General features: G+C 67.3%; 23 protein-coding genes. 7 read left to right on the plus strand and 16 right to left on the minus strand.

From position 1 onward, the window contains the following. Nucleotides 1–42 precede the first annotated feature (42 nt). A complete protein-coding gene (locus AB9O74_RS10820; RefSeq protein ID WP_176988173.1) occupies nucleotides 43–1107 on the plus strand; it encodes a lipid A deacylase LpxR family protein in 1065 nt (354 codons plus the stop codon). Nucleotides 1108–1217: 110 nt separating this feature from the next. Here the strand turns inward: AB9O74_RS10820 and AB9O74_RS10825 are convergent, their stop codons facing one another. The 9 genes from AB9O74_RS10825 to AB9O74_RS10865 all read right to left on the minus strand — a co-directional run bounded on the left by AB9O74_RS10825 (nucleotide 1218) and on the right by AB9O74_RS10865 (nucleotide 12820). After that, a complete protein-coding gene (locus tag AB9O74_RS10825) occupies nucleotides 1218–2435 on the minus strand; it encodes a D-alanyl-D-alanine carboxypeptidase family protein (RefSeq protein WP_176988172.1) in 1218 nt (405 codons plus the stop codon). A gap of 106 nt (nucleotides 2436–2541) precedes the next feature. Further along, nucleotides 2542–3876 carry a septal ring lytic transglycosylase RlpA family protein gene (locus tag AB9O74_RS10830; protein WP_369349308.1) on the minus strand — a complete coding sequence of 445 codons (1335 nt, stop codon included), beginning with the start codon at nucleotides 3874–3876 and terminating at the stop codon, nucleotides 2542–2544. Then, nucleotides 3873–5018 carry a lytic murein transglycosylase B gene (mltB, locus tag AB9O74_RS10835; RefSeq protein ID WP_369349309.1) on the minus strand — a complete coding sequence of 382 codons (1146 nt, stop codon included), beginning with the start codon at nucleotides 5016–5018 and terminating at the stop codon, nucleotides 3873–3875. Before mltB ends, AB9O74_RS10830 begins: the two co-directional genes overlap by 4 nt. Nucleotides 5019–5618: 600 nt before the next feature. After that, on the minus strand, nucleotides 5619–6719 hold the full coding sequence (gene rodA / locus AB9O74_RS10840) for a rod shape-determining protein RodA (RefSeq protein WP_369349310.1): 1101 nt from the start codon (nucleotides 6717–6719) through the stop codon (nucleotides 5619–5621). Between the two features lie 165 nt (nucleotides 6720–6884). Continuing rightward, nucleotides 6885–7997: a rod shape-determining protein RodA gene (gene rodA / locus AB9O74_RS10845; protein WP_369349311.1), complete on the minus strand. Its 1113-nt coding sequence runs from the start codon at nucleotides 7995–7997 to the stop codon at nucleotides 6885–6887. Further along, entirely contained in the window at nucleotides 7994–10063 is a 2070-nt protein-coding gene (gene mrdA / locus AB9O74_RS10850; RefSeq protein ID WP_176988167.1) for a penicillin-binding protein 2, read from the minus strand. Before mrdA ends, rodA (AB9O74_RS10845) begins: the two co-directional genes overlap by 4 nt. A gap of 1 nt (nucleotide 10064) precedes the next feature. After that, nucleotides 10065–10550, minus strand: coding sequence for a rod shape-determining protein MreD (gene mreD / locus AB9O74_RS10855; protein ID WP_019186042.1), 486 nt, complete (start codon nucleotides 10548–10550; stop codon nucleotides 10065–10067). Beyond that, nucleotides 10547–11617: a rod shape-determining protein MreC gene (mreC, locus tag AB9O74_RS10860; RefSeq protein ID WP_369349312.1), complete on the minus strand. Its 1071-nt coding sequence runs from the start codon at nucleotides 11615–11617 to the stop codon at nucleotides 10547–10549. Before mreC ends, mreD begins: the two co-directional genes overlap by 4 nt. Nucleotides 11618–11773: 156 nt before the next feature. Further along, a complete protein-coding gene (locus tag AB9O74_RS10865; RefSeq protein ID WP_019186044.1) occupies nucleotides 11774–12820 on the minus strand; it encodes a rod shape-determining protein in 1047 nt (348 codons plus the stop codon). Between the two features lie 275 nt (nucleotides 12821–13095). Between AB9O74_RS10865 and AB9O74_RS10870 the strand changes: the two genes are divergently transcribed. After that, nucleotides 13096–14034, plus strand: a complete 939-nt coding sequence (locus AB9O74_RS10870; RefSeq protein ID WP_346477714.1) for a carbohydrate kinase family protein — start codon at nucleotides 13096–13098, stop codon at nucleotides 14032–14034. 175 nt (nucleotides 14035–14209) lie between these two features. Here the strand turns inward: AB9O74_RS10870 and AB9O74_RS10875 are convergent, their stop codons facing one another. The 3 genes from AB9O74_RS10875 to AB9O74_RS10885 all read right to left on the minus strand — a co-directional run bounded on the left by AB9O74_RS10875 (nucleotide 14210) and on the right by AB9O74_RS10885 (nucleotide 16690). Beyond that, a complete protein-coding gene (locus AB9O74_RS10875) occupies nucleotides 14210–14812 on the minus strand; it encodes an HAD family hydrolase (protein WP_369349417.1) in 603 nt (200 codons plus the stop codon). Between the two features lie 5 nt (nucleotides 14813–14817). Further along, on the minus strand, nucleotides 14818–15549 hold the full coding sequence (locus tag AB9O74_RS10880) for a hypothetical protein (protein WP_369349313.1): 732 nt from the start codon (nucleotides 15547–15549) through the stop codon (nucleotides 14818–14820). A gap of 94 nt (nucleotides 15550–15643) precedes the next feature. Next, nucleotides 15644–16690: an MBL fold metallo-hydrolase gene (locus tag AB9O74_RS10885; RefSeq protein WP_369349314.1), complete on the minus strand. Its 1047-nt coding sequence runs from the start codon at nucleotides 16688–16690 to the stop codon at nucleotides 15644–15646. Between the two features lie 130 nt (nucleotides 16691–16820). On the opposite strand from AB9O74_RS10885, the gene AB9O74_RS10890 reads away from it, so the two are divergent. Next, nucleotides 16821–17441 carry a TetR/AcrR family transcriptional regulator gene (locus tag AB9O74_RS10890; protein WP_369349315.1) on the plus strand — a complete coding sequence of 207 codons (621 nt, stop codon included), beginning with the start codon at nucleotides 16821–16823 and terminating at the stop codon, nucleotides 17439–17441. A 71-nt stretch (nucleotides 17442–17512) separates the two neighbouring features. On the opposite strand, the gene AB9O74_RS10895 is transcribed toward AB9O74_RS10890, so the two are convergent. Together AB9O74_RS10895 and ubiE are read right to left on the minus strand one after the other, a co-directional pair. After that, a complete protein-coding gene (locus tag AB9O74_RS10895) occupies nucleotides 17513–19453 on the minus strand; it encodes a M1 family metallopeptidase (protein ID WP_369349316.1) in 1941 nt (646 codons plus the stop codon). A gap of 101 nt (nucleotides 19454–19554) precedes the next feature. Continuing rightward, entirely contained in the window at nucleotides 19555–20316 is a 762-nt protein-coding gene (gene ubiE, locus AB9O74_RS10900) for a bifunctional demethylmenaquinone methyltransferase/2-methoxy-6-polyprenyl-1,4-benzoquinol methylase UbiE (protein WP_019186052.1), read from the minus strand. A 78-nt stretch (nucleotides 20317–20394) separates the two neighbouring features. On the opposite strand from ubiE, the gene AB9O74_RS10905 reads away from it, so the two are divergent. The 4 genes from AB9O74_RS10905 to AB9O74_RS10920 all read left to right on the plus strand — a co-directional run bounded on the left by AB9O74_RS10905 (nucleotide 20395) and on the right by AB9O74_RS10920 (nucleotide 22271). Next, the gene (locus AB9O74_RS10905; protein ID WP_369349317.1) at nucleotides 20395–20847 is read left to right on the plus strand and encodes a nucleoside deaminase; all 453 of its coding nucleotides are present in this window, start codon (nucleotides 20395–20397) and stop codon (nucleotides 20845–20847) included. 254 nt (nucleotides 20848–21101) lie between these two features. Continuing rightward, a complete protein-coding gene (locus AB9O74_RS10910; protein WP_369349318.1) occupies nucleotides 21102–21380 on the plus strand; it encodes a hypothetical protein in 279 nt (92 codons plus the stop codon). A 62-nt stretch (nucleotides 21381–21442) separates the two neighbouring features. Continuing rightward, nucleotides 21443–21775 carry a hypothetical protein gene (locus AB9O74_RS10915; protein ID WP_369349319.1) on the plus strand — a complete coding sequence of 111 codons (333 nt, stop codon included), beginning with the start codon at nucleotides 21443–21445 and terminating at the stop codon, nucleotides 21773–21775. Nucleotides 21776–21851: 76 nt separating this feature from the next. Further along, nucleotides 21852–22271 carry a low affinity iron permease family protein gene (locus AB9O74_RS10920; protein WP_346477721.1) on the plus strand — a complete coding sequence of 140 codons (420 nt, stop codon included), beginning with the start codon at nucleotides 21852–21854 and terminating at the stop codon, nucleotides 22269–22271. 39 nt (nucleotides 22272–22310) lie between these two features. Here AB9O74_RS10920 and AB9O74_RS10925 read toward each other — a convergent pair whose 3' ends face one another. Next, nucleotides 22311–23708 (minus strand): efflux transporter outer membrane subunit, encoded by a 1398-nt coding sequence (locus AB9O74_RS10925; RefSeq protein ID WP_369349320.1) that lies wholly within the window; start codon nucleotides 23706–23708, stop codon nucleotides 22311–22313. Beyond that, the gene (gene smeE, locus AB9O74_RS10930; protein WP_369349321.1) at nucleotides 23701–26847 is read right to left on the minus strand and encodes a multidrug efflux RND transporter permease subunit SmeE; all 3147 of its coding nucleotides are present in this window, start codon (nucleotides 26845–26847) and stop codon (nucleotides 23701–23703) included. The genes AB9O74_RS10925 and smeE overlap by 8 nt, the downstream gene beginning before the upstream one ends. Nucleotide 26848 lies beyond the last annotated feature (1 nt).

A 26848-nucleotide genomic window follows, 5' to 3' on the forward strand; every position in this document is an offset into this window, starting at 1 on the left:
CTGTACCAGCTTAAGAAAGAATAAATCCCTGTCTGGTATCCCATGTCCTTGAAGCCCTTCGCGCTGCCGGCCGCGCTTGCCGGTGTCCTCGCCCTGGCGGCGCCTGCCGCCCAGGCCGCCTCCCAATGCGGGCCCGATGCGATGCGCGAGCATCCGCCGCAGGTCAACTTCCGCGTCGACAACGATCTGTTCGGCGGCAAGGACCAGGATCAGGGCTATACCAACGGTGCCCAGATCACCTTCGTGTCGCCGAATCTGGTCGACTACACCGACGATCCGTGCCTGCCGCGCCTGGCGCGCTGGGTCAACAGCCACCTGGAGCGGCTGCACCCGGGCGAGTTCGAACAGCAGAACATGATCTTCAGCCTGGCCCAGGGGATTTTCACCCCGACCGATTTCACCCGGAAGGACCTGATCGAAGATGACCGCCCGTATGCGGGCGTGCTGATCGGCAGCTTCGGGTACAACGCGCGCCGCGGCGACCGGCTGCAGACGACGCAGCTGGCGTTGGGCGTGGTCGGGCCCTGGGCGCAGGGCGAAGAAGTGCAGAACGCGGTGCACGAGCTGCTGGGCGATGAGAAGTTCCAGGGCTGGGACAACCAGCTGCACAACGAGCCGGTGTTCATGCTGACCCACGAGCGGATGCGCCGGTGGCCGGCCGATGCCACGGAGAACCTGGGCGGCTGGGGCTGGGATGCGATCAGCCATTACGGCGGCGCGGTGGGCAACCTGGCCACGCACCTCAATGCCGGTGGCGAAGTGCGCTTCGGCTGGAAGCTGCCGGACGATTTCGGCAGCACCCCCCTGCGCCCGGCCGGTGAGAACACGGCGCCGACGCGCGGTGGCAAGCCGAGCGGGTGGTCGTGGCATCTGTTCGCGACGACCGATGCGGCGTGGGTGATCCGCGATATCACGCTGGATGGCAACACATTCCGCAACAGCCACAGTGTCGACAAGCGGCATGTGGTCGGCCAGGCCGGCTACGGGCTGGCGGTGATGCGCGGGCGCTGGAAGTTCGCACTGGCGCGCTACCACAGCACGCGCGAGTTCGATGGGCAGCGCGAGGCGCCGGTGTTCGGCAGCTTCACGATCAGCCGGTCGCTGTAACGCCGCCAGTACGAGACGCCGGCCAGCGGCCGGCACTACCGGGCAGCCAAAAGGGATGCGCAAAAAAAGACCGGCATTCGCCGGTCTTTTTTTACTGCGGTCGAACCGGATTACTCCGATTCCCACCACATCCAGAAGCTGTCCCACAGGCGCTTGAAGAAGCCGGCTTCTTCGACGGCGGCCACGGCAACCAGCGGCGCCTGGGCGACGACCTGGTTGTCCAGCATCACCTTCAGCGTGCCGACCTGCTGGCCAGCGGTGAACGGGGCTTCGAGGGTCTTGGGAACATCGATGCTCGGCTTGAGATCGTTGTAGCGGCCGCGCGGGACGCTGACCAGCATCGGCTGGGCGACGCCCAGCTGCAGCTTGTCGGTCTTGCCCTTCCACACCTTGTGCTCGGCCACGACCTTGCCCGGCTCGTACATGCGGTGGGTTTCGAAGAAGCGGAAGCCCCAGTTGAGCAGGGCCAGGCTGTCATCGGCGCGCTGCTTTTCCGAACCGCCCCCGAGGATCACCGCGACCAGGCGCTGGTCGCCGCGCTGGGCCGAGCTCATCAGGCAGTAGCCGGCTTCGGAGGTATGGCCGGTCTTGATGCCGTCCACGCTCTGGTCGCGCCACAGCAGCAGGTTGCGGTTCGGCTGGGTGATGTTGCCGACGGTGAATTCCTTCACCTTGTTGTAGGCGTAGGTTTCCGGGTAGTCACGCACCATCGCGCGGCCCAGCAGGGCCAGGTCGTAGGCGGTGGTGTGGTGGCCCGGGGCACTGAGGCCGTGCGCGTTGACGAAGTGCGAGTCCTTCATGCCGATCTTGGCGGCGTAGCTGTTCATCAGCGAGGCGAAGGCTTCTTCGCTGCCGGCGACGTGCTCGGCCAGGGCGATCGCGGCATCGTTGCCGGACTGGATCGCCATGCCCTTTTCCATGTCTTCCAGGCGTGCGGTCTGGTTGACCGGGAAGCCGCTGTAGCTGCCGTCGGTGCCGGCACCGCCCTCGCGCCAGGCGCGCTCACTCATCATCACCTGGTCGTCGGTACGGACCTTGCCGTTCTTGACCTCGGCGGCGACGACGTACGAGGTCATCACCTTGGTGATGCTGGCCGGGGCCAGCTGTTCGTGCACGTTTTCACCGGCCAGGACCTGCCCGGTGGCGAAATCCATCAGGATCCAGGCCTTGGAGATGCTGGGCGCGGGTGCCGGCGGCGTGGCCACGGTGGCCGGAGCGGCGGCGGCGGGAGCAGGCGCCGGTGCCGGGGTCGGCAGGGGGGTCTGGGCGGAGACCATGCCCACGAACAGGGTCGTGGCCATGGCAGCGGCGGCAAAGCGGAATTTCATCGGACAGCAAGCTCCTGGAGGGCGCCAAGGGGGGGATGAGGGATAACGGCCATTGTAGGGCCAAGGAGCGGCGGCACGCGCTGGCGTGCCGCGGGCAGTGGAAGGCTCAGTCCTTCACGATCTGCGGCGCCCCGAAGCCCAGACCGGCAATCCGGCCGGCAAGTTCCGAGGCACTGGCATGGTCGGGGGCCGGCACGCGCAGGCGCCACAGGGTGCGCCCGCCACTGACGATGTCGCTGATGCTGGCCCCGGCGATGCCGGCCGAGGACAGCTGACCGAGCGCGCGGGTGGCGTTGTCGCGGCTGGCGAAACTGGCGACCTGCAGCAGCACGCTGCCGAGCACCTGCTGGGACAGGCTGGCGCTGGGAGCCGGTGCCGGTGCCGGTGCCGGGCGCGCGGCGGCGGCGGCGGCAGGCAGTGCGGCGACCGCCACCGGGGCGCTGTTCACGCTGGCGGCCTGGGTGGTGGCCGGCTTGCCGGTGGCCACGCGTACCCCGTTGTCGCGCATCCAGTGATCGAAGTTGTCGGCGTTGCCCGGCTTGGCCGAGTCGGCCACGCGGTAGCGGTACTGCTCGCCGGCCGGTTTGGCCGCGGTGCCCGTGGCGGTGGCGGCCGGCAGCTTGCCGACCAGGGCATCCATGTCGCTGGCGCGGCGTGCCGCGGTGGCGCTGGCCGTCGTCGCGGCAGCCGCAGCGGCGGCGACCTCGCGGCGTTCGCGGCGGCTGGGCTTGTCGACCATGAGGTTGTCGTCGCCCGGGGCCAGTGCGCGGACTTCCACGTTGCCGGTACCGCGCTGGGTGATGCCCAGACGCACGGCGGCCGCGTAACTGAGATCGACCACGCGGCCGTCATGGAACGGGCCACGATCATTGACCCGCACGATCACCGATTCGCCGTTGTCCAGGTTGGTGACCCGGGCGAAGCTCGGCAGTGGCAGCGTCTTGTGCGCGGCGGTGAAGGCGTACATGTCGTACACCTCGCGGTTGGAGGTCAGGCGGCCATGGAACTTGGCGCCGTAATACGAGGCCGTGCCCTTCTCGGCATAGCCGCGGGTCTTGTCCATCACCTGGTACTGCTTGCCCAGCACCACGTACGGCGATTTGTTGCCGACCGGCGAACGCGGCAGATCCACCACCTCCGGCTCGGGGATGCAGGCTACGTTCGGAATGTAGGTGGGGGTGCTGTCATTCACGCCCGGCTTGTACAGCCCGCCGGCGCGATAATCGCCGCGCGTGCTCGGGTCTTCAGACGCGGCTTTGTACGGCGAGCCATCAGGACAATGCGCCGGACGCCCGCCTTTGCCCTGCACCACCGCGCCGGACGGCTTGCTGCTGCCGGAAGCGGTGCCGCCCCCGGGCTTCTTCGGCGCACTGCTGCAGGCGGCCAGTGCCAGTATCAACAGACCCGGGATCAGCCATCTGGAGCGTGCGATCGTGTTCATGCCGGCGGCAACTCCTGTCCGGCGATGGCCTGGGACAACTGGTACACGGCCATCGCATACATTTTCGAGAGGTTGTAGCGGGTAATGGCGTAGTAGTTCTGGAAGCCCAGCCAGTACTGCTTGCCGGTGCTGCCTTCCAGCGTGATCGGGGTGGCGGTCAGGCCGGCCGCGACCGGAACGCTGGGCTGGTAACCGCGCTGGGCCAGCTCGGACAGGCTCCAGGTCGGTGCCCACTCGGTCGGATTGAACGCCTCGCGACCCGCCTGCAGCGTGGCCGGCACGGCGACCGGGCCACCGCGGACCCAACCGCCCTTCTTGACGAAGTAGTTGGCGATCGAGGAGAAGACGTCGTCATAGCTGTTGAACAGATCGCGACGGCCATCGCCGTTGCCGTCCACCGCGTAATCGAGATAGCTGGAGGGCATGAACTGGCCCATGCCCATCGCGCCGGCGTAGCTGCCCTTGATCGCGGTGATGTCGAGCTTCTCATCGCGGGTCAGCGCGAACAGGCGCGCCAGTTCGTCGCGGAAGAACAGCTCGCGGCGCACTTCGCGTTCGAGCTTGGCCGGATCGCCACTGCGCGGGTATTTGAAGGCCAGCGTGTACAGCGCATCCAGCACGCGGTAATTGCCGGTGTTGCCGCCGTAACTGGTTTCCACGCCGATGATCGCCACGATCACCTCGGCCGGAACCCCGGTGCGCTGCTGCACGCGCATCAGCTCATCGCGATGCTGGGCGAGGAACTTCCTGCCGCCTTCGATCCGCGCCTGGCTGATGAACATCGGCCGGTATTCGTTCCACGGTTTGACCCGCTCGGCCGGGCGCGACATCGCCGCGATGATCGGGTCGCGGATCTGCGCCTGGGCCAGGGTCGCCTCGATGTGCGCGGCGGGAATGCCGTAGCGGGCCGCGGTATCGCGCACGAAGTTGGCGCGCGCCACCTCGAACGGGACCGGGGTCAGATCGACCGGGGCCGCGTTGGCGCCCGCTGCCTCGGGGGCGGCTTCGGCCGGCCCTTTGTTCCCCGCAGCGGGAGTGACGGGAACCCCCGAGGCCTGCGGCGACGGTGAAGGAGTCTGCGGCTGGGTCGCACAAGCGACCAAACCGAGCGTGAGCATGCAGGCCAGGGAGCGTCGAATCATCGCGGCAGGTTAGCAGGTCATGGATGAATTAAAACCCCTAACACCATGAATCTCAACGGATTGCCTGAGTTCCACCGATGCCGTTAAGGCCGCGTGTAGGACGCGCCGGCTCACTTCCCCATTCATGTTGATCCTCACGCACGACGACCGTGCGGTGGAACGGGAACGCGCTCGCGCCTCCGGCAAGGTTGCCGGGCAGACGCCACGACCGGCAGGGGCGGCGACGCACGTCTCACTTTGTGCGCTGGCAACACCGGGCGAAGAGGTCTGCCGGCTGCGTCCCCATCCCCGCGGACGCAACCGGCCAAACCGGACCCGATCGGCAGCGGCGCGGCGCGCATCTCCCCAGCGCGCGCCTCGCCCTCTCTACCTGTGAGGTCAACTACTCCCCGCCAGACTCCCCCTTCGCGATGCTTGGCTCAGCGCGTCGTTGTTGGCGGGCCGCCATTGTGCAGGCCGTTTGCGACAAGTCCATTGATCGAGATCAAGTCACTTCATATCTGTGCGCCACTTCTCACTTTTGCGGCGACAGCTTGACGATGCCTGCACGTGGAAGCGTTTTCGCCTGGGCGCGTGCGCAATGCATGGCGGATGCCGGCCTCATGTCGAATGCACCGGCTGATGCTGCCGCGCGGCCATCACCAGCCCGAAGCTGGCCAGCAGCGATACCGCCGACGTGCCGCCATAGCTGATCAAGGGCATGGGCACGCCCACCACCGGCAGCAGCCCGGAGATCATGCCGCCGTTGACCAGCACGTAGACGAAGAACACCAGGCCGGTGGTGCCGACCAGCAGCCGCGAGTATCCACAGCGCGACTGGCTGGCGATCCACAGGCAGCGCGCGGTGACGAACAGGAACAGGCTGAGCACCACCGCCACCCCGACCCAGCCGAACTCCTCGGCCAGCACCGAGAAGGCGAAGTCGGTGGTGTACTCGGGCAGGAAATCCAGCGTGGCCTGGGTGCCCTGCCCCCAGCCTTTGCCGTGCATGCCGCCCGAGCCGATCGCGATCTTGGACTGGATGATGTTCCAGCCGGTGCCCAGCGGATCGTTCTCCGGATACAGGAAGGTCAGCACGCGATCCTTCTGGTACTGCCGCAGCAATCCGAACCACGCCAGCGGCGCCGCCACCGACAAGCCACCCAGCGCCACCGCCATCCACCACCAGCGCAGCCCGGCCAGCAGCAGCGCGAACACGCCACTGGCGGTCACCAGCGTCGCGGTGCCCAGGTTGGGCTGCAGCAGGATCAGCACCGCCGGGCCACCGATCAGCACGGCGGCGGTCAGCACCGCGCGCGGCCGCGGCGGCAAGGGCTGTTTGTGCAGGTACCACGCCATCATCATCGGCAGGCTGAGCTTGAGCAGCTCGGAAGGCTGCAGATAGAACGCGCCCAGGTTCAACCAGCGCTGGCCGTACTTGCCGGTGCCGACCACATACACCGCCAGCAGCGGCAGCAGGGAGAGCGTGTAGATCCACGGCGACCACACACGCAGTTCCACCACTGGCAGCCGCGACAGCCCCCAGAGTGCGGCAAGGCCGGCCCCGTAGCGCATCGCCTGCGCATTTACCGGACCGTCCACGCTGTGAAGCACGGCCAGGCCGGCCACCATCAGCAGGCACAACGCGCCCAGCAGCGGCAGGTCCAGCGTGCGGAAAAAGAAATGGAACACGGCGCGTGCGCGCTGCAGTAGTTCGACCATGCGGACGACTCCTGTGGATGACGCGACGCACAGCAGGAGGCGACACGGCGAACAGAAAGCGGGCCCGACAGGCGGGCCGGCGCGAGCGCAGGACCGTAACACGCGTGGGCACCGCAAACCTTAGCCGACACGTACCGCCGATCACGGCGTACGCATCGCGTGCGCTCAGCCGTAGCCGCCGTGCACCGGGTTGTGGCGACGTACCGCCATCACCAGGCCGAAGCCGGCCAGCAGCGATACCGCCGAGGTACCGCCGTAACTGATCAAGGGCATCGGCACCCCGACCACCGGCAGCAGGCCGGAAATCATGCCGCCGTTGACCAGCACGTAGACGAAGAACGCCAGGCCGGTCGCGCCCGCCAGCAGGCGCGAATAGGTATCGCGCGACTGCGAGGCGATCCACAGGCAGCGCCCGATCACCACCAGGTACAGCGCGAGTACGATGGCCACGCCGATCCAGCCGAACTCCTCGCTGAGCACGGAGAAGGCGAAGTCGGTGGTCTGCTCGGGAATGAAGTTCAGGTGCGACTGCGAGCCCTGTCCCCAGCCCTTGCCGTCGAAGCCCCCCGAGCCGATCGCGATCTTGGACTGGATGATGTTCCAGCCCGCGCCGAGCGCATCGCTCTCCGGGTCCATGAACATCATGATGCGGTCCTTCTGGTACGGCCGCAGCAACCAGAACCAGGCCACCGGCGCGGCCGCGGCGACACCGCCGACCGCCACGCCCACCCACCACCACGGCAGGCCGGCCAGCAGCAGCACGAACGCACCGCTGGCGGCGATCAGCACGCCGGTGCCGAAGTCCGGCTGCAGCATCACCAGCCCGGTCGGTACGCCGATGATCACCGCGCTGGTCAGCACCGTGGAGAAGCGCGGCGGCAGCGGCATGCGATGCAGGTACCAGGCCACCATCATCGGCAGGCTGACCTTGAGCAGTTCGGCCGGCTGCAGGTAGAACAGCTTCAGATCCAGCCACTGCCGGCCGTACTTGCCGGTGCCGAGCACGAACACGGCCAGCAGCGGAATCATCGAGACCGCATAGATCAACGGCGTGGCCGAGCGGGTGCGCAGGATCGACACGCGCGAGATCGCCCACATCGCGGCCAGGCCGACCGCGAAGCGCGCGCCCTGCGCGAACACCAGGCCGTCGCCGCCGGCGCTCTTGAGCACCGCCAGGCCGATCAGCATCAGCGCGCCCAGGGCCAGGCACAGGACCCAGTCCAGCGAGCTGCTGAAGCGGACGGCCATATCGACCGCCCAGCGCAGGAAGACCTTCATCGTGTCCGCTCCGGTGCGGTCGGCGGCGCGGTGGCACTCGGCACGGGGGCGCCGGGCAGCGGCGCCGGGGCGGGCTCGGGCGCGGCAGGCACACCGACCATGACCGGCAGCAGCTCCAGCGCGGCCACGGCGGCATCGCCCGCTTCGCGTGCCGCACCATCGCCACCGTCGAACGCCGTGATGCCGATCGCGGTGGTGCCGCGCTCACTGTCCAGCGGTTCCAGGCCGTCGGGCATCTTGCCGAGCAGCCAGGCGTCAAAAATCTTGCGGGCGATCGGTGCTGCCGCCGAGCCACCGTAACCACCGCCCTCCACCGCGATCGCCACCGCGATCACCGGGTGGTCGGCCGGTGCGAAGCCCACGAACAGCGCGCGGTGGCGCAGATGCAGCGGCAGGCTGCGCGGGTTGACCGCCGCGGTACCGCGGCGGCTGATCACCTGCGCGGTGCCGGTCTTGCCGGCCATGACATACGGGGCTCCGGCGGCAGCACGCGCACCGCTGCCGCCCGGCTGCATGGTGCCCATCATGCCTTCGCGCACGGCTTGAAGATTGCCTGGCGTCGGGCTGATCGGCTTGCTTTCGCCCGGCGGCGTGGCGGTCCAGTCCGCATCGAAACCGGCGCGCTGCTGCATCACCAGGTGCGGCTGCCGCAGCTGGCCATCGGCGATGCCGGCCACCCCATGCACCAGCTGCAGCGGCGTGACCTTCCAGTCACCCTGGCCGATGCTGACGTTGACGGTGTCGCCGGGATACCAGCGCTCTTTGCGCGCCTTGAACTTGGCCGCCGGCGACGGCAGGATGCCGCCGATCTCGCCGGTCAGGTCGATGCCGGTCGGCGCACCGAACCCGTAGTAGCCCATGTAGTGGTCGAAGCGGTCGATGCCCAGATCCAGCGCCAGCTTGTAGTAATACGTATTGACCGACTGGGTGATCGACTTGCGCAGATCGGTCCAGCCATGGCCCCCACGGTTGGCATCGCCCCAGCCGCGCGAGGTGCCGGGCAGATAGAACATGCCGGTGGAGAGGATCTTGTCTTCCGGCCTACGCACGCCGCTGTCCAGGCCGGCCAGCCCGATCAGTGGCTTGATGGTGGAACCGGGCGCGACACCGCCAAGCACCAGGCGGTTGAACTGCGGCCGCGAGGGGTTGTCGTTGAGCGCCTTGAAGTCAGCGTGCGAGATGCCGTTGACGAACAGGTTGGGGTCGTAGGACGGCAGGCTGACCATCGCCAGCACTTCGCCGGTGCGCGGGTCCATCGCCACCGCCGCGCCCTCGAACTCGCCGAAGGCGGCGACCATCGCGCGCTGCAGGTCGGCATCGATCGACAGCCGCAGGTCGCTGCCCGACTGCGCCGCGACCCGGCCGATGGTGCGGATCGCCCGGCCCTGTACGTTGGTCTCGACCTGCTCGTAACCGACCTTGCCACGCAGCTGCTGCTCGTAATAGCGCTCCAGCCCGGACTTGCCGATGTGGGTCAGCGCGGCATTGCCCTCGCCCAGCATCTCCAGGTCCTTGTCATCGACCCGGCCGACGTAGCCGATGATGTGCGCGAACAGATCGCCATACGGATAGCGACGGGTCAGGTACGGCTCCAGCTCCACGCCGGGGAAACGCCAGCGGTCCACCGCGAACCGCGCCATCTCCTCATCGGTGACGCGCAGCTTGAGCGTGACCGGCAGGAAACTTCGGCGGGCCTTGCGCGACCGGTTGAAGGTCTCGATGTCTTCCGGGCTCAGCGCGAGGATCTTCGACAGGCCCGCCAGCGTGGCGTCCATGTCCTTGACCTTGTCCGGGGTGATGTCCAGGCGGAACGCCGGCACGTTCTCGGCCAGCAGCCGGCCGTTGCGGTCGTAGATCATCCCGCGCCCCGGCACCACCGGCCGCGGCTTGATCCGGTTGGCCTCCGAGCGCGTGGCGTAGATGTCGTGGTCCATCACCTGCAGCTTGAAGTACCAGCCGCCGAGGCCGAGCAGGCACACCAGCACGCCGAGGAAGCCCAGCGCGGCGCGGCGCCGGAACTGTTCTGCCTCGGCATGCGGATTCTTGGCCTGGCGGCGCATGTACATGTCAGCGCCCGCGTCGCCCGAAGCGCAGGGCGTCCAGCAACACGAACACCAGCGGCCACAGCGCCATGCCCAGCAGCGGCGCCCACCAGTACGACCACGGCAGGGTCGGCTCGCCGACCACGATGTGCACCACCGCGCTGACGATGCGATCGTTGAACAGCAGGCCGCCGATCGCCAGGATCTGCTGCGACATCGGGAAGAAGCGGATGCGCGCGCGGAAGCGCTGCAGGATGAAGGTCAGGATCACCAGCCGCAGCGCCTGCTCGCCGAGCACGCCGCCATAGAGCAGATCGGCGATCACGCCGCTGGCGAAGGCGATGCCCAGCCCGACCCGGTCCGGTGTTTCGATCACCCAGTAGGCCAGCACCAGCGCCAGCCAGTACGGGCGCAGCGGCTGCAGCAGGGCCGGCAGTGGCAGCAGGCCGAGCAGCAGGGCCACCACCAGGCTGACCGGGAGCACCCAGGGTTTGTCGCGCAGGCGGCTCATGGCCGGTTCTCCACGGGTTCGGCCTGCCGAGCATGGCTCGGCACTACCGTGGATTCGGCTGCGGCACGGCGCGGAGCGGTCACCGGTACCGGTGCGGCCGGACCGGGCCGGTTGGCCTGTGGTGCATTGGCGGGCGCCGCGGTGCCGGCCGGCGTGCCCTCCTGCAGCGGCGCAGCGGCCGGTCCACCGGCTTCGCTGGCATCACGGCGCAGGTTCGGCGGGATGCGGATCGCCTCGCCCGGGCGCAGCAGCAGCACATCGCGGCCGCGGTCGAGTTGGGCGGCCGGCTTCAGCTCGCCGACCAGGAAGGCATGGGTGTCATCCGGGCGCAGCGCGGTGATGCTGCCGACCGGGAATCCAGCAGGGAAGCGCCCGCCCAGGCCGGAGGTGACGATCTCGTCGCCCACTTCCACCCCGGCACTGAGCGGAATGTCGCGCAGTTCGAGCGTGTCGCCGCGGCCGTAGACGATCAGGCGCACGCCGTTGCGGGCCACGGTGACCGGCACCGCGTGGTCGGGGTCGGTGAGCAGCAGCACGGTCGCGCTGTTGCCGGTGGTGGCGATCACCTGGCCCATCAGGCCACCGGCATCGATCACCGCCTGGCCGACATGCACGCCATCGCGGGTACCGGCGGCCAGCACCAGGCGCTGCCGCACCGGGTCCAGGTCGATATCCAGGATCGGGGCGAGCTGCACGTCCAGGCCACTGCGCTCGGCCACGTTGAGCAGCTCGCGCAGCTGGGCATTGTCCAGCGCGGCGGTCTGCAGGCGGGTCAGGCGCGCATTGGCGATCAGCAGCTGGTTGCGCAGTTCGCGGTTCTCGGTGACGAGCTGGCCGTGGCTGGCCGCGTTGTCCTTGACCTGGGTGCCCAGGCGACCCGGGAGGCCGGCCAGCGCCCACACCGGCTGCACCAGCACGTTGGCCTGCGCGCGCAGGCGCGACAGCCAGCCGGCCTGGTCATCGAGCACGATCAGGGTGATGGCCAACGCCAGGTAAGCGAGCAGGCGCAGCGGACTGGCGGCATCGCCCTGGCGGGAGGCTACGGGAGGACCGGCGTAAGGCGGCACAGGCGTCGACTGGGAAAAGTGTGGATGAAGCGCGCGGAACGAGAGCGCAGCGGGAACAGCATGCGACAACGCCCCGGCGGGGTGACGCCCGGTGAGCGGGGCTCACCGGAGGCATCACGCCGCAGAGGCGTGTCTACGATACACGGCCGGTACGGCTCACTCCGGCGCAAAGAACTCGTTGCCGTGCATGTCCACCAGCTCCAGCGCACGACCACCACCGCGGGCCACGCAGGTCAGCGGGTCATCGGCCACCTGCACGTGCAGGCCGGTTTCCTCGGAGATCAGGCGGTCCATGTCGCGCAGCAGGGCACCACCACCGGTCAGCACGATGCCGCGCTCGGCGACGTCGGCACACAGTTCCGGCGGGGTCTGCTCCAGCGCCAGCTTGACCGCGCTGACGATGCCCGACAGTGGCTCGTGCAGGGCTTCAAGCACCTCGTTGGAGTTGATCTTGATCATCTTCGGCACGCCCTCGGCGAGGTTTCGGCCGGAGATTTCCATCTCGATCACTTCCGCCTGCGGGTAGGCGCAGCCGAGCTCGACCTTGATCCGCTCGGCGGTGGCTTCACCGATCAGCATGCCGTGGTTGCGGCGCACGTAGTTGGTGATCGATTCGTCGAAGCGGTCGCCGCCGATGCGCACGGAGGCCGAGTAGACGATGCCGTTCAGCGAGATCACCGCCACTTCGGTGGTGCCGCCGCCGATGTCGATGACCATCGAGCCGCGCGCTTCGGTCACCGGCATGCCGGCGCCGATCGCAGCGGCCATGGGCTCTTCGATCAGGAACACATCGCGCGCGCCGGCCTCCTCGGCCGATTCCTTGATCGCGCGGCGCTCGACCTGGGTCGAGCCGGCCGGCACGCAGACCAGCACGCGCGGGCTCGGGCGCAGGAAGCGCGACTTGTGGACCTTCTTGATGAAGTGCTTGAGCATCGCCTCGGTGTAGGTGAAGTCGGCGATGACGCCATCCTTCATCGGGCGGATGGTGGTGATATGCCCCGGGGTACGGCCGAGCATCTGCTTGGCCTCGGCGCCCACGGCAGCCACGGAACGGGTACCACCGATGGCACGGTCCTGGCGCACGGCCACGACCGACGGCTCGTTCAGCACGATCCCCTGCCCACGCACGTAGATGAGGGTGTTGGCCGTGCCCAGGTCGATGGACAGGTCATTGGAGAACATGCCACGCAGTTTCTTGAACATCTGGGAGTTGATCCTGAGGGGTGTCGCGCCCAACGCGGGATGGCGAAAAAATGGGCAGAATTCGAGGTCGACAAGCCTAGCAATCCCCCTGTGCGCGAGCAAGGACAAATCTGGCCGAAAGCCAGCCTTCACGGCCATTCAGGCCAATCCGGACAGCCCGGGTTCTGGCCCAAAGCCGCCTCACCCGTTAACCTTTGCGCCGCAGGGCGCCGCGAGGCGCCGTTTCGTTGCCCGCCAGACGGGCCTCAAACTCCCTTCCGCATAGGCCTTACTCGATGTCCGCTTTGATCTGTGGTTCTCTTGCCTTCGACACCATCATGGTGTTTCCGGACCAGTTCAAGAATCACATCCTGCCGGACAAGGTGCACATCCTGAATGTGTCGTTCCTGGTGCCGCGCATGCGTCGTGAATTCGGCGGTTGCGCAGGCAACATCGCCTACAACCTGTACCTGCTGGGCGGCGAGCCGATCCCGATGGGCACCGTGGGCTCGGACTTCGGCCCGTACCGCGAGTACTTCCAGGGCCTGGGCATCGACCTGAGCCGGGTCAAGGTGATCGACGAGCTGTTCACCCCGCAGGCGTTCATCACCACCGACCACGACAACAACCAGATCACCGCCTTCCACCCGGGCGCGATGATGCGGTCCTACGAGAACCACGTGAAGGACGTGCCGGGCGTGACCCTGGGCCTGGTCGGCCCGGACGGGCGCGAGGGCATGATCCAGAACTCGCAGGAATTCTTCGAAGGCGGCGTGCCGTTCATCTTCGACCCGGGCCAGGCCATGCCGCTGTTCAACGGCCCGGAGCTGCGCACCTTCATCGAACAGGCCGACTACGTGGTGGTCAACGACTACGAGTCCAACCTGCTGCAGGAGCGCACCGGCTGGGATGAAAAGGAGATCGTGAGCCGGGTCAAGGCCTACATCACCACCCGTGGCCCGAAGGGCGCGGTCATCCACACCCCGGAAAAGACCTATGACATCCCGCCGGCGCACGAGCGCCGCGTGGTCGACCCGACCGGCTGCGGCGACGCCTTCCGCGCCGGCCTGATCTACGGCATCGAGAAGGGCTACGACTGGCTGACCATCGGCCGCATGGGCAACCTGATGGGCGCGCTGAAGGTCGAGCACCCGGGCACCCAGAACCAGCGCTTCACGTTTGATGAGTTCAATGAGCAGTTCAAGCAGCAGTTTGGTTACGCGTTGAACGCGTAACCAAACTGCCCGCGCATCCCACCTGAACCCCGCGCCGTTGGCGCGCCCCCTTGAACATCAAGGGGGCTCTCCACCAGGGGGGACTCGAGGGGTGATGCGGGTAGAGCCAGGCCATGCCTGGCTGCTTTTCAGGTCCGTCGCCGGTTGAGCATGCGACAGCCCTTGTCCGGTGCGATCAGGCCAAAACCCGCTTCCCTTCCCACGCCGCCAGCACCTCGCCGCAGTCGGCCAGATGCCAGCACGCCAGGCCCGGCCACGGGTTGTCCGGCGTGTTGACGAGCAGGGTGCGGGTACCGGCGGCGCGGCCGCATTCGAGGTCGAAACGGTGATCGCCGACCATCACCATGCGGGCGGGCGCTGCCTGCCAGCGCTCGACGAAGTACTGCAGCCCGGCCGGTGACGGTTTGGGCTGGGCTTCGTCGCGGCCGATGATGTCGTCGGTGGCGAACATGTCCCCTATACCGATCGCCTGCAGCGTCAGTTCGGCCAGTTCGCGCGCGTTGCGGGTCAGGATGCCCAGCCGGCAGCCCGCACCGTGCAGCGCGCGTACCAGGGCCACGGCACCGGGAGCGGCCTGCGCGTGCTCTGCCAGCGCGCGTTCGTGTGCCAGCAGCCAGTCATGCTTCTCCGCCGCCACCTCGGCCGGCAGCGCGGCGAGGTGGGTCAGGATGTCGTCTTCCTGCGGGATCGCGAGCTCGCGTTTGATGCGCTGGAAATCATGCACCGCCACGGTCAGCGTACCGTCCATGTCGAACACCCAGTGACGGATGGCCGGCAGGCCGCTCACTGCCACCACTGCGGCATCTGGCTGGCGTCCACGCCGCCGGTCTCGAATACGGCCGTTCGCGTGCCGCCGGCCTTGACCGGGAATTCGATGCTGATCACCTTGGCCTTGCGGGCCAGGTTCCACAGCGCCTTCTGGTCGGTGATGAACATCGCGATCGCCTCATCGGTATCCGGGCGCCAGGCCGCCATCGCCACCGGCTTGCCGTCGTCGACGGTCACCTTGACCTGGCACTTCGGGCAGCGGAAATCGCCGGCCTGCAGCACGAGGTAGGCGTGGCGCTTCCACTCGGGATGGTCGCGGAAGACCAGCTGCACCGGTTTGGCACCGCTGCCGTCCACATCCACCCGCTCCTTGCTGTAGATCTGCGCGGAGGCCTGGATGCCCTTGGTTCCGACCGGGATCTTGTTGTACTGCCACAGCGCCTGCAGGCGGCGCGTCTCGCGCGCGGCTTCAGCCTTGGCCTTGACCTCGGCGTAGCCCGGTTCGATCCGGGCAGCCACGTCGGTGTCCTTGTACTGATCCAGCAGCGAGCCGCCGTGGATGCGCGCGCGCTCCCAATCCTGCGCGGCGACGGCCATGTCGTACTGCTTGGCCACGCCTTCGGCCTTCTCTTCCTGCTGCGCCTTGGCGGCGGCCGCGGCGGCTTCCTGCGCCTGGCGCTCGGCCTCGGGATTGCTGCAGGCGGCCAGCGCGAAGGCGCAGGCCGCTACCAGGATCAGTCGCTTCATTGGGTGCTCCGTGTTGGACGATGGCGCGCCAGGCGCCTGCGCCTACTTTATCGCCAAGCGCGCCATGCCGGCACGATGCCGTTCGGCGCCACCATCACGGCGTGGCCGGCTGCCCTTCCCGCCACCACTGGGTGGACGGTGCCGGTGCGCGGATATCCAGGCGTTCGCCCATGTGCGGCGCGGTCAGCGCCACGCCCTGTTCCTGCGCCAGCGTGGTGATGCGTTCGAACGGTTCGGTCCACGGGTGCAGCGCGAGGTCGAAGGTGCCGTTGTGGATCGGCATCATCACCTTGCCGCGCACGTCCAGGTGCGCCTGCAGGCTCTGTTCGGGCTGCATGTGCACGTCCGGCCACTGCGCATCGTAGGCGCCGGTCTCGATCATGGTCAGGTCGAACGGGCCGTAGCGCTCGCCGATGCGGGCAAAGCCGTCGAAGTAGCCGGTGTCACCGCTGAAGAAGATGCGGGTATGCCCGGTGTCGATCACCCACGAGGCCCACAACGTGCGGTTGCCGTCGGCCAGGGTGCGCCCGGAAAAATGCTGGGCCGGGGTCGCGACGATCTTCAGGCCTTCCACGCGGGTGTCCTGCCACCAGTCCAGCTGCACCACCTTCACCGCCGGCACGCCCCACCCGATCAAACGGTCACCCACGCCGAGCGCGGTGACGAAGTGCTGCACCTTCGGCGCGAGCGCGAGGATGGCCGCGTGGTCGAGGTGATCGTAATGGTCGTGCGAGATGATCACGCCGGTGATGGGCGGCAGTTCGTCGATGCTCAACGGCGGGGCGTGGAACCGCTTGGGCCCCATGAACGACATCGGCGAGGCGCGCTCGGCGAACACCGGGTCGGTCAGCCAGAAATGGCCGTCCAGCTTCATCAGCATCGTCGAATGCCCCAACCGCCAGAGGCTGTCATCGGGCGCGTCGAGCAGGGCCTGGCGGGTCAGCGCCTGCACCGGGATCGGCGCCAGCGGGCTGGCATCGGCCGGCTTGTCGAACAGGAACTTCCACATCACGCCCAGCGTACCGACGAAGCCGAGCGCGCTCTTGCCGACGGGATTGTGGAAGCGCCCGTCGCCGAACTGCGGCGACTGGTCATAGGCGGCAGCCGGGCGGGCACCGCAGGTCAACAGGCCAATGGACATGGCGATCAACACCGTCAGAAGGAGGAGGAATCGAGGCAGGCGACGCGTCATCGGGGCTTGCCCTGGAAAGTACACCGGCGAGTGTACTTGCCTTTTCCGAAAAGTAAACTGAACGGTGTAAAATGGCGGCATGAGCCCCTCCGACCGCCCTACCCGCCTGACCGACCGCAAGCGCGCGGCCATCCTCGAAGCGGCGGTAGCCGAGTTCCGCACGTTCGGCTTCGCCGGCACCAGCATGGACCGCATCGCGGCCACGGCCGAGGTATCCAAGCGCACCGTCTACAACCACTTCGCCAGCAAGGACGAACTGTTCACCGCGATCCTGTGGCAGCTGTTCGAGGCCAGCCAGGCGCTGGATGTCGTGCCGTACGATCCGGCACGGCCGCTGCGCGATCAGTTGCTGGTGTTCGCGGCGCGGAAGATGCGCCTGCTCGACGACCCCGGCTTCATCGATCTGTCCCGGGTGGCCATGGCCGAGCTGGTGCACACACCCGAACGGGCGCGCGCGATGATGGACAAGCTGGCCGAGAAGGAAGAAGGCCTGACCGGCTGGATCCGCGCCGCCCAGGCCGATGGCCGGCTGCGCGCGGAGATGCCGCCCGCCGAGGCGGCCCACCAGTTGCAGGCGATGCTCAAGGCATTTGCGTTCTGGCCGCAGATCACCTTCGGCCAGCCACCGCTGGCACCGGCGCAGCAGCACCAGGTGATGCACGACTGCGTGGACATGTTCCTGGCCGTGCGCGCGGTGTGAGCGCTGGCGCCGAGGCATGAAAAAACGGCGGGTTTCCCCGCCGTTTTTCGTTCAACCGATACGTCTGGCGATTACGGCTTGGCCGTGCCCGCCTCGGCCTTGTCCAGCATGTCCTGGACCGAGCCGGTGGTGATCGGGTGATACCCCGGCTTCGCCTTGGCGAAGGCCGCCTTGGCAAAGGCCAGGCCTTCCGGCGTCTTCACCAGTTCGGCGTAGATCGGCAGGATCAGCTTGCGGCGGCCAACGCGCTCGATGAACGCACCGGCGGCCTCGTTCGCTTCGCTGTAGCCGCTGCGGATCGTCAGCGGGTACCAGCGCATCGCGATCTCGCCGTTGGCCGTGCCGGTGAAGTGGTACGCCTTGTCCAGCGCAGCCAGTTTCTCGACCGGCAGGGTCTTGCCCAGGCCGTCGATGAAGTGCACCCATTCCTGGGTGCCCCACTCGCCGGTGATCTGCGCATTCGGCAGCGTGTTGCTGCCCTGCCACGCGATGCGTGCGGTATCCACGATGGAGAAGTTGCGCGAGCGGGCCTTGGTCGCGAACGACGGAATGCCCGGCTCGTCCAGCCATGCCTTCAGCTCGGCATCGGTGACGGCGCCAGGCTTCTTGGACAGCAGGTTCTTCTTCAGGTATTCGACGAACTGGTCGGTGTTGGCGCTCTGGAAGGCGTGGTCATCGAACCAGCCGCGCAGGAACGGATCGAAGGTCTCGCGGCCGAAGCGCTGTTCCAGGAACTGCAGGAACCACGAACCCTTGACGTAGGCCACGTTGCTCAGCGCCTCGTCCGGATCACGCTCGCTCAGCGGCGGCAGCGCCAAGGCCTGGTCGGCCTCGCTCATGCCCTTCACTTCGGCGAGCAGATCGTTCTGGTCGATCTCGCGCTCCATCTCGGCCATTTCCTGGCCGTACAGCGCCTCGGTGATGCGGCCCTGCACGTAGGTGGTGAAGCCTTCGTTGAGCCAGATGTCCTTCCAGCTGGCGTTGGTCACCAGGTTGCCCGACCAGCTGTGCGCCAGTTCGTGGGCGACCAGCGAGACCAGCGACTTGTCACCGACGATCACGGTCGGGGTGGCGAAGGTCAGGCGCGGGTTTTCCATGCCACCGAACGGGAACGACGGCGGCAGCACCAGCATGTCGTAGCGGCCCCAACGGTACTCACCGTAGAGCTTCTCGGCGGCGCCGATCATCTTCTCGGTGTCTTCGAACTCCTTGGCGGCCTTGCCGACCATGGTCGGTTCGGCCCACACCCCGGAGCGGCCGGAGATCGGCTCGAACACCAGGTCGCCGGCGGCGATGGCCAGCAGGTAGGACGGGATCGGCTGCGGCATCTTGAAGGTGTAATCACCATCACGCGCGGCCTTGGGATCGTTGTCGGCGCTCATCAGCACCATCACGTCCGGGCGCGAGACCACATGCGCGCTGTAGGTGAAGCGCACGCTCGGGGTGTCCTGCAGCGGCACCCAGGAACGGGCGTGGATCGCCTGCGACTGGCTGAACATGAAGGGCAGCTTCTTGCCCTCCGTCATCGACGGCTCCAGCCACTGCAGGCCCGAGGCGGTCGGTGCGGTGTGATACGTGATCACGACCTTGGCCGGCTGGTCCGGGGTCTCGATGCTCAGCTTGCTGCCGAACACCTTGTCGGCCGGTGCCAGCACGAAGGGCAGCGGCGCGGTCTTGCCGTCGGCGGCGATCGCCTCGACCTTCTCCACGCTCAGCTCGCGGGTGTCCAGCACCAGCTGCTTGGCGGCCTTGTCCTTCCACTCCAGGGTGTAGGTCGCGGTGCCACCGATCTGCTTGCTGTCGAAATCCAGCTTCAGATCCAGCGCGAGGTCCTTGACGACCACCTTGTCCGGCTCGGCGTACGAGCTTTCATCGTGGCTGCGGCTGTCCGCTTTCATGGCAGTGCCCGCCGGCGCGTTGGCAGTGGGATCGACGGTCGGAGCCGCCGGTTCTTTGGAGCAGCCGGACGCCAGGGCGACGGCCAGGGGAATCAACAGGAACGGAGATCGCATGAACGGGACCGATCGGGGTGAAACGACCAGTTTACCCCTGTCCCGGGACCGCGCGCAGGCCGTACGTGGCGGCTTGCGCATTCAGTTGGCTGCGCGAAGCGTCAGAGCTTGTAGCCGGAGTGGATCGAGACGATCCCGCCGGTCAGGTTCTTGTAATGGCACCGCTCGAAACCGGCCTCGGCCATCATCGCCTTGAGCTGCTCCTGCGGCGGATGCTTGCGGATGCTCTCGGCCAGGTACTGGTAGCTGTCGCCATCGCGCGCGAACAGCTGGCCCAGCTTCGGCAGGATCTTGAACGAGTGGAAATCGTAGATCGGCTTGAACCAGTCCGCGGTGACCTCGGAGAATTCCAGCACGCGTGCCTGGCCGCCCACCTTGAGGACGCGGTGCATCTCGCGCAGGCCGGCTTCCTTGTCGGTGACGTTGCGCAGGCCGAAGGCGATGGTGACCAGGTCGAAGCTCGCATCCGGGAACGGCAGTGCTTCGGCGTTGCACTGGACGTAGTTCAGGCCCGCGACCAGGCCGCGGTTGGTCAGCCGGTCGCGGCCCACCGAGAGCATGCCGGCGTTGATGTCGCCCAGCACCACTTCACCCTCGTCCCCGACCCGTTCCTTGATCAGCGCGGCGATGTCACCGGTGCCGCCGGCCAGGTCGAGCACGCGGTCGCCCGGCTTCACCTGCGCGGTGGCTACGTAGTAGCGCTTCCACGCCCGGTGGATGCCCAGGCTCATCAGATCGTTCATCAGGTCGTAGCTGCGCGCGACCGAGGTGAACACTTCGCCCACCAGCTTCTGCTTGTCCTTCGCAGCGACATCGCGGAAGCCGAAATGGGTGGTGCCAGTCTTGTAGGGGGATTCGCTCATGGGACGATTATCGCACCGCCGGCGCCGTTGCGGCAGGCCGCCCACTATCATGAAGGCCTTCACGTCCCTGGAATGCGCATGATCACCACCCCCGACTACGCCACCCTGCTCGAGACCGCCATCGCCGAAGCCCGCCAGGGCCTGGCCGAAGGCGGCATCCCGATCGGCGCCGCGCTGTACCACAACGATGGCCGCCTGCTCGGCTGCGGCCACAACCGCCGCGTGCAGGAAGGCGACCCGTCCGTCCACGGCGAGACCGATGCGTTCCGCAAGGCGGGCCGCCAACGCCGTTACCAGGACACCATCATGGTCACCACCCTGGCCCCCTGCTGGTACTGCAGCGGACTGGTGCGCCAGTTCAACATCGGCACCGTCGTGGTCGGCGAATCGGTCACCTTCCAGGGCGGCATCGACTGGCTGCGCGAGAATGGCGTCACGGTGATCGACATGCAGAGCCAGGCCTGCATCGACCTGCTCGGCGGCTTCATCAACGCCCATCCCGAGGTCTGGAACGAAGACATCGGCGAGTAAGTACGCCCCCTTCCGCGCGGATCCGCGCGGAAGAGCCCCGCGCGCTCCGCTTACGGCACGCGCGGGCGCTGCAACGTTCTGAATGCTTCATTGACACGGCCGGGGTGCAGGCCCCTGTGCCGTGGGTGTCTGCGCGTGACGCCGTCACGCGCCGTCGACCGTGGCCGGACACTGCGAACACGCGGTGCTAACAACGGCGCTGCATGAACGTCTTAAGGTGGTTGCACAGGGGGCACCATCGTCGAGGAGACGTCATGCATGCCCAAACCCGCCGCACCTCCTCCGTCGAACCTGCGTTGATGGACGCGTGGGAAAGACTGCAGGTGCATCACGAACGCCACCACAACGCCGCGCCTTTCTGGGATGCCTACCAGGCGATCCAGGATGAGTTGACGCGGCGCCATCCCCATCACCGCGTCGCGGTCTGCAACCGGTTGGCCATCTTGGCCGAACGCCTCGGCGTGGTCCACCACGCGCATCTGCTGGGCGAACACCGCAGCCAACACCGCCACACAGGCTCCACATCGCCATGACATCGCTTGCACCGCGCCCTACGCCATCATCCAGCTTCCCTTCTTCCCAAACTGAAGTGACCATGTCTTCCGCCCAGATCTCCATCCCTGCCGTCATCGATGTCGACGCCGAAGTCAGCCACTGGCGCCAGCGTCATGCCGACGGCAACCTCGGGACGGGCTCGTTCGGCCATTACGTGCCGTGGATCAAATTCGCCTGCGATTCGCTGATCACGCAACCGCGTGCCAGCGATGAGCAGCGCGATGAAATGTTCCAGACCCATTACGCGCTGCAGATCATGCCGCGCCTGTCCGAAGAACAGGCACGCCAGTTCGTCGACCAGTGCTGGGAACACGTCTACCATGCCGGCCGCCAGGACCTGTCCTCGCGCCCGCGGCTGCATGCCCGCGCCTGACCCGCGCCGGCTGCACAGCGCCTGCACGGCGCCCCACCAATGATGCAGGCACCTCGGCTCCCACCTGTCGTGCCTCATGAAACTGCGCAGTCTCTTCAATCTTGTCGCCAAGAAGGCGTCCTATGCAGCGGGAACGCCGTGGACCTTCCTGGCGGCGGTGACGATCGTGGTCATCTGGGCCCTGAGCGGCCCGGTCTTCAAGTTCAACGATACCTGGCAGCTGGTGATCAACACCGGTACCACCATCATCACCTTCCTGATGGTGTTCCTGATCCAGCACAGCCAGAACGCGGACACCGCCGCGATCCAGATCAAGCTCGATGAGCTGATCCGCGCCACCAAGGACGCCAACAACGAACTGCTCGATCTCGAAGAGCTCGATGAAGAGCGCCTGGAGGAAATCCGTCGCGAGTACGAACGGATGGCACGCGAAGCCGGCAATGCGCTGGACCGCGCGCGGCGCTGCCACGGCGATGGCCGGGCCGATGATCCGTGACCGGCACGGGTGCGACCGCGTGGCCGCACCCGTGATCCCTCAGCCGCGCTCGTGCCAACCGCCGCCGAGCACCTTGTACAACGCCACCTGATTGGACTGCTGCGCCAGCTGGGTGCTGACCAGCGACTGGCGTGCGGTGTACGCCGTACGCCGCGCATCCAGCAAGGTCAGGAAGCTGTCGAGGCCGGCGTCATAGCGTGCCTGCGACAACTGCTGCGCCTGCTCCGCCGCCGCCACCAGCGCCTGCTGCGAAGACAGCTGCGCATCCAGGCTCTCGTTCAATGCCAGCGCATCGGCGGCCTCGCGGAAGCCGGACTGGATCGCCTTTTCGTACTGCGCCAGCGCGATGTCGCGGTCGGCGGTGGCCATGCCCAGGTTCGCGCGCAGCTTGCCGCCCTGGAAGATCGGCAGGTTGAGCTTCGGAATGAAGCTCCACACGCGCGTGCCGCTGTCGAACAGACCCGACAGCTCCGACGAGGCCGAACCGATGTTGCCGGTCAGGCTGATCGACGGGAAGAACGCCGCGCGGGCCGCGCCGATGTTGGCATTGGCCGACAGCAGCACGTGCTCGGCGGCCATCACGTCCGGCCGCCGCAGCAGCACGTCGCCCGGCACGCCGGCCGGCAGCGGACGCACGCTGGCCACGTCGGTCACCTCGGCCTGCGGCAGCAGGGACGCATCGATCGGCCCACCGGCCAGCAGCACCAGCGCATTGCGGTCCTGCGCGACCTGCCCGGCGAAGCGCGCCACATCCGTGCGCGCGGTCTCCACCAGCGTACGGGTCTGGCTCAGTTCCAGCGCCGAGGCGCCGCCGAGCTGACGACGGGCCTCGGTCAGGCGCAGCGAGTCCTCGTAGGTCGCCAGCGTCGCCTGGGCGATCCGCAGCTGTTCGCTGTCGGCGCCCAGGGTCAGCCATGCATTGGCCACCTCGGCGACCAGCGACAGCTGCGCACTGCGGCGGTTGGCCGCTTCGGCGAAGTACTGCTGCAGCGCGGCCTGGCTAAGATTGCGCACACGCCCGAACAGGTCCAGTTCGAACTCGACCACGCCGAGGTTGGCACTGAACTGCTCGGTCACCGGGGTATCGCCGCCACTGCGGGTCATCTGCCCCTGCACGCCGATGGCCGGCACGCGATCGGCGCGCTGGATCCGGTACTGCGCCCGGGCGCGCTCGACGTTGAGCACGGCCACGCGCAGGTCGCGGTTGTTGTCCAGCGACTGGGTGATCACCACCTGCAGGCGCGGATCGACGAAGAAGTCGCGCCAGCCGATGTCGGCAACGTCGGCCGTTGCGGTCTGTGCCCCCGCGGTGGCGGTGGCAGGCCACTGCGAGGGAATCGCCGGGGCGACTTCGGTGCTGCGCGGCTCCAGGGTCGAGCAGCCGGACAGCACCAGGCTCACGGCCAGCGCCAGGCTGGCCATCAAGGGCTTACGCATCGGAACCTCCTGCGGTCTTGCCATATTTCTTGCGATTGAACACGCGCTGCACCACCACGAAGAACAGCGGGATGAAGAACACACCCAGCACCGTGCCGACCAGCATGCCGCCGAGCACGCCGGTACCGATGGCCTGCTGTGCGCCGGAACCGGCACCCGAGGCGATCGCCAGCGGCAGCACGCCCAGGCCGAAGGCCAGCGAGGTCATGATGATCGGGCGCAGACGGTCGCGCACGGCGTGCATCGTCGCCTCGATCAGGCCGGTGCCCTTCTCCAGGTTTTCCTTGGCGAACTCCACGATCAGGATCGCGTTCTTGCTGGTCAGGCCGACCGTGGTCAGCATCGCCACCTGGAAGTAGATGTCGCGTTCCATGCCACGCATGGTGTTGGCCAGCACCGCGCCGAGGATGCCCAGCGGGGCCACCAGCAGCACCGAGGTCGGCACGCTCCAGCTTTCATACAGTGCGGCCAGGCACAGGAACACGATCAGCAGCGACAGCGTGTACAGCAGCGGCGTCTGCGAACCGGCCTGGCGTTCCTGGTAGGACAGCGCGGTCCACTCGATGTCGAAACCGGCCGGCAGCTGCTTGGCGAGTTTCTCCACTTCGTTCATCGCATCGCCCGAGGCCACGCCCGGGGCCGGCTCGCCCTGGATCTCCATCGCGGATACGCCGTTGTAGCGTTCCAGGCGCGGCGAACCGTAGTCCCAGCGCTGGCTGGCGAAGGCCGAGAACGGCACCATCTCACCGGCGGTGTTCTTGACCGACCACAGGTTGAAGTCTTCCGGGTTCATGCGGAACGGCGCATCGGACTGCACATACACGCGCTTGACCCGGCCACGGTCGATGAAGTCATCGATGTAGCTGCTGCCCCAGGCCGCCGCCAGCGTCGTGTTGACCGCCTCCAGCGACAGGCCCAGCGCGCTCGCCTTGCCGACGTCGATGTCGATGCGCAGCTGCGGCGTGTCTTCCTGACCGTTCGGGCGCACATTGGCCAGCAGCTTGCTCTGCCCGGCCATGCCGAGCAGCTGGTTGCGTGCGTCCAGCAGCGCCTGGTGACCGGCACCGCTGGTGTCCTTCAGGAAGAAGGTGTAGCCCGAGCCGATACCCAGTTCCGGCATCGCCGGCGGCGGGAAGGCGAAGATGAAGGCATCCTTGATCCCGCCCAGCGCGGCCATCGCGCGGCCGGTGATCGGCATCGCGCCCTGGTCCGCATCGCGGTCCTTCCAGTCCTTGAGCTTGACGAAGGCCATGCCCGCGTTCTGGCCCATGCCGGCGAAGCTGAAGCCCTGCACCGAGAAGATCGACTCGATCGCGTCGGCCTCGTTCTCCATGAAGTGCTTTTCGAGCTTGTCGATCGATTCCAGCGTGCGTTCCTGGGTGGCACCGACCGGGGTCTGCACCAGCGCCATCAGGATGCCCTGGTCTTCATTGGGCAGGAACGAGCTGGGCAGGCGCATGAACAGCAGGCCCATCACCAGCGCCAGTGCGGCGAACACGCCCATGAAGCGCCACGGACGGCCGAGGATGCCGCGCACGCCACGCTGGTAGCCCGTGCTGGAACGGTCGAAGCCGCGGTTGAACGCATTGAAGAAGCGGCCCGACCAGCCCTTGTGGGCCACGTGGTGCTCGCCCTTCTTGAGCGGCTTGAGCATGGTCGCGCACAGCGCCGGGGTCAGCACGATCGCGACCAGCACCGACAGCGCCATCGCCGAAACGATCGTGGCCGAGAACTGGCGGTAGATGACGCCGGTGGCACCGCTCATGAAGGCCATCGGCACGAACACCGCCGACAGCACCAGGCCGATGCCGACCAGCGCGCCGGTGATCTGGCTCATGGATTTGCGCGTGGCTTCCAGCGGCGACAGTCCTTCCTCGGACATGATCCGCTCGACGTTCTCCACCACCACGATCGCGTCATCGACCAGCAGGCCGATCGCCAGCACCATCGCGAACATGGTCAGCATGTTCACCGAGAAGCCCAGCGCGGCCAGGATGCCGAACGTGCCCAGCAGCACCACCGGCACCGCGATCGTCGGGATCAGGGTCGCGCGGAAGTTCTGCAGGAACAGGTACATCACCAGGAACACCAGCACGATGGCTTCGATCAGGGTCTTGATGACCCCCTTGATCGAGACCTGCACGAACGGCGTGGTGTCATACGGCACCACCGCCTTCAGGCCGGCCGGGAAGTTCGGGGCCATTTCATCCAGGGTGGCGCGCACGCCGTTGGCGGTGGCCAGCGCGTTGGCGCCGGTGGCCAGGGTGATCGCGATACCCGAGGACGGCTTGCCGTTGTAACGGGTCACGAAGTCGTACGATTCCGCGCCGAGCTCGACCCGGGCCACGTCGGCCAGGCGCAGTTCGGCACCGTCCTGCGCACTGCGCACGATGATGTTGCGGAACTGCTCCGGGGTCTGCAGGCGGTCCTGCGCGTTGATGGTCGCGTTCAGCTGCTGGCCCTTGATCGACGGCGCGCCGCCGAGCTGGCCGATGGCGACCTGCGCATTCTGCGCGGTGATCGCGGCGATCACTTCGGCGGTGGACAGCTTGTAGGTGTGCAGCTTGTTGGGGTCCAGCCAGATGCGCATGGCGTACTTGCCACCGAACACCTGGATGTTGCCCACGCCCGGCACGCGGCTCAGCGGATCGACGATGTTGGAGCCGACGTAATCGGAGATGTCGTTGGCATCCATGCTGCCGTCTTCAGACACGAAGCCGAGCACCTGCAGGAAGCCGCTGCTCGACTTGGCCACGTTGATGCCCTGGCGCTGCACTTCCTGCGGCAGCAGCGGCATCGCCAGCTGCAGCTTGTTCTGCACCTGCACCTGGGCGATGTCCGGGTCGGTGCCGCTCTGGAAGGTCAGCGTGATCGTGGCCTGGCCATTGGAGGAGCTGTTGGAGGAGAAGTAGATCAGGCCATCCAGGCCCTTCATGTTCTGCTCGATGATCTGCGTCACCGAGTCCTCGACCACCTTGGCCGATGCACCCGGATAGTTGGCGCTGATCTCGACGGCCGGCGGTGCCACTTCCGGGTACATCGACACCGGCAGCTTGAGCACCGCCAGGCCACCGGCGAGCATGATGATGATCGCAATCACCCACGCGAAGATGGGGCGATCAATGAAAAAACGTGCCATG

It is taken from the genome of Stenotrophomonas sp. JAG2 (assembly GCF_041080745.1).
Lineage (GTDB): Bacteria > Pseudomonadota > Gammaproteobacteria > Xanthomonadales > Xanthomonadaceae > Stenotrophomonas > Stenotrophomonas maltophilia_AA.

Excerpts from the sequence above, each read along its gene's own strand:
- AB9O74_RS10820 (WP_176988173.1), top strand. The coding sequence starts at position 43 with ATGTCCTTGAAGCCCTTCGCGCTGCCGGCCGCGCTTGCCGGTGTCCTC.
- AB9O74_RS10825 (WP_176988172.1), bottom strand. The coding sequence starts at position 2,435 with ATGAAATTCCGCTTTGCCGCCGCTGCCATGGCCACGACCCTGTTCGTG.
- AB9O74_RS10830 (WP_369349308.1), bottom strand. The coding sequence starts at position 3,876 with ATGAACACGATCGCACGCTCCAGATGGCTGATCCCGGGTCTGTTGATA.
- mltB (WP_369349309.1), bottom strand. The coding sequence starts at position 5,018 with ATGATTCGACGCTCCCTGGCCTGCATGCTCACGCTCGGTTTGGTCGCT.
- rodA (WP_369349310.1), bottom strand. The coding sequence starts at position 6,719 with ATGGTCGAACTACTGCAGCGCGCACGCGCCGTGTTCCATTTCTTTTTC.
- rodA (WP_369349311.1), bottom strand. The coding sequence starts at position 7,997 with ATGAAGGTCTTCCTGCGCTGGGCGGTCGATATGGCCGTCCGCTTCAGC.
- mrdA (WP_176988167.1), bottom strand. The coding sequence starts at position 10,063 with ATGTACATGCGCCGCCAGGCCAAGAATCCGCATGCCGAGGCAGAACAG.
- mreD (WP_019186042.1), bottom strand. The coding sequence starts at position 10,550 with ATGAGCCGCCTGCGCGACAAACCCTGGGTGCTCCCGGTCAGCCTGGTG.
- AB9O74_RS10865 (WP_019186044.1), bottom strand. The coding sequence starts at position 12,820 with ATGTTCAAGAAACTGCGTGGCATGTTCTCCAATGACCTGTCCATCGAC.
- AB9O74_RS10870 (WP_346477714.1), top strand. The coding sequence starts at position 13,096 with ATGTCCGCTTTGATCTGTGGTTCTCTTGCCTTCGACACCATCATGGTG.
- AB9O74_RS10880 (WP_369349313.1), bottom strand. The coding sequence starts at position 15,549 with ATGAAGCGACTGATCCTGGTAGCGGCCTGCGCCTTCGCGCTGGCCGCC.
- AB9O74_RS10885 (WP_369349314.1), bottom strand. The coding sequence starts at position 16,690 with ATGTCCATTGGCCTGTTGACCTGCGGTGCCCGCCCGGCTGCCGCCTAT.
- AB9O74_RS10890 (WP_369349315.1), top strand. The coding sequence starts at position 16,821 with ATGAGCCCCTCCGACCGCCCTACCCGCCTGACCGACCGCAAGCGCGCG.
- AB9O74_RS10895 (WP_369349316.1), bottom strand. The coding sequence starts at position 19,453 with ATGCGATCTCCGTTCCTGTTGATTCCCCTGGCCGTCGCCCTGGCGTCC.
- ubiE (WP_019186052.1), bottom strand. The coding sequence starts at position 20,316 with ATGAGCGAATCCCCCTACAAGACTGGCACCACCCATTTCGGCTTCCGC.
- AB9O74_RS10905 (WP_369349317.1), top strand. The coding sequence starts at position 20,395 with ATGATCACCACCCCCGACTACGCCACCCTGCTCGAGACCGCCATCGCC.
- AB9O74_RS10910 (WP_369349318.1), top strand. The coding sequence starts at position 21,102 with ATGCATGCCCAAACCCGCCGCACCTCCTCCGTCGAACCTGCGTTGATG.
- AB9O74_RS10915 (WP_369349319.1), top strand. The coding sequence starts at position 21,443 with ATGTCTTCCGCCCAGATCTCCATCCCTGCCGTCATCGATGTCGACGCC.
- AB9O74_RS10920 (WP_346477721.1), top strand. The coding sequence starts at position 21,852 with ATGAAACTGCGCAGTCTCTTCAATCTTGTCGCCAAGAAGGCGTCCTAT.
- AB9O74_RS10925 (WP_369349320.1), bottom strand. The coding sequence starts at position 23,708 with ATGCGTAAGCCCTTGATGGCCAGCCTGGCGCTGGCCGTGAGCCTGGTG.
- smeE (WP_369349321.1), bottom strand. The coding sequence starts at position 26,847 with ATGGCACGTTTTTTCATTGATCGCCCCATCTTCGCGTGGGTGATTGCG.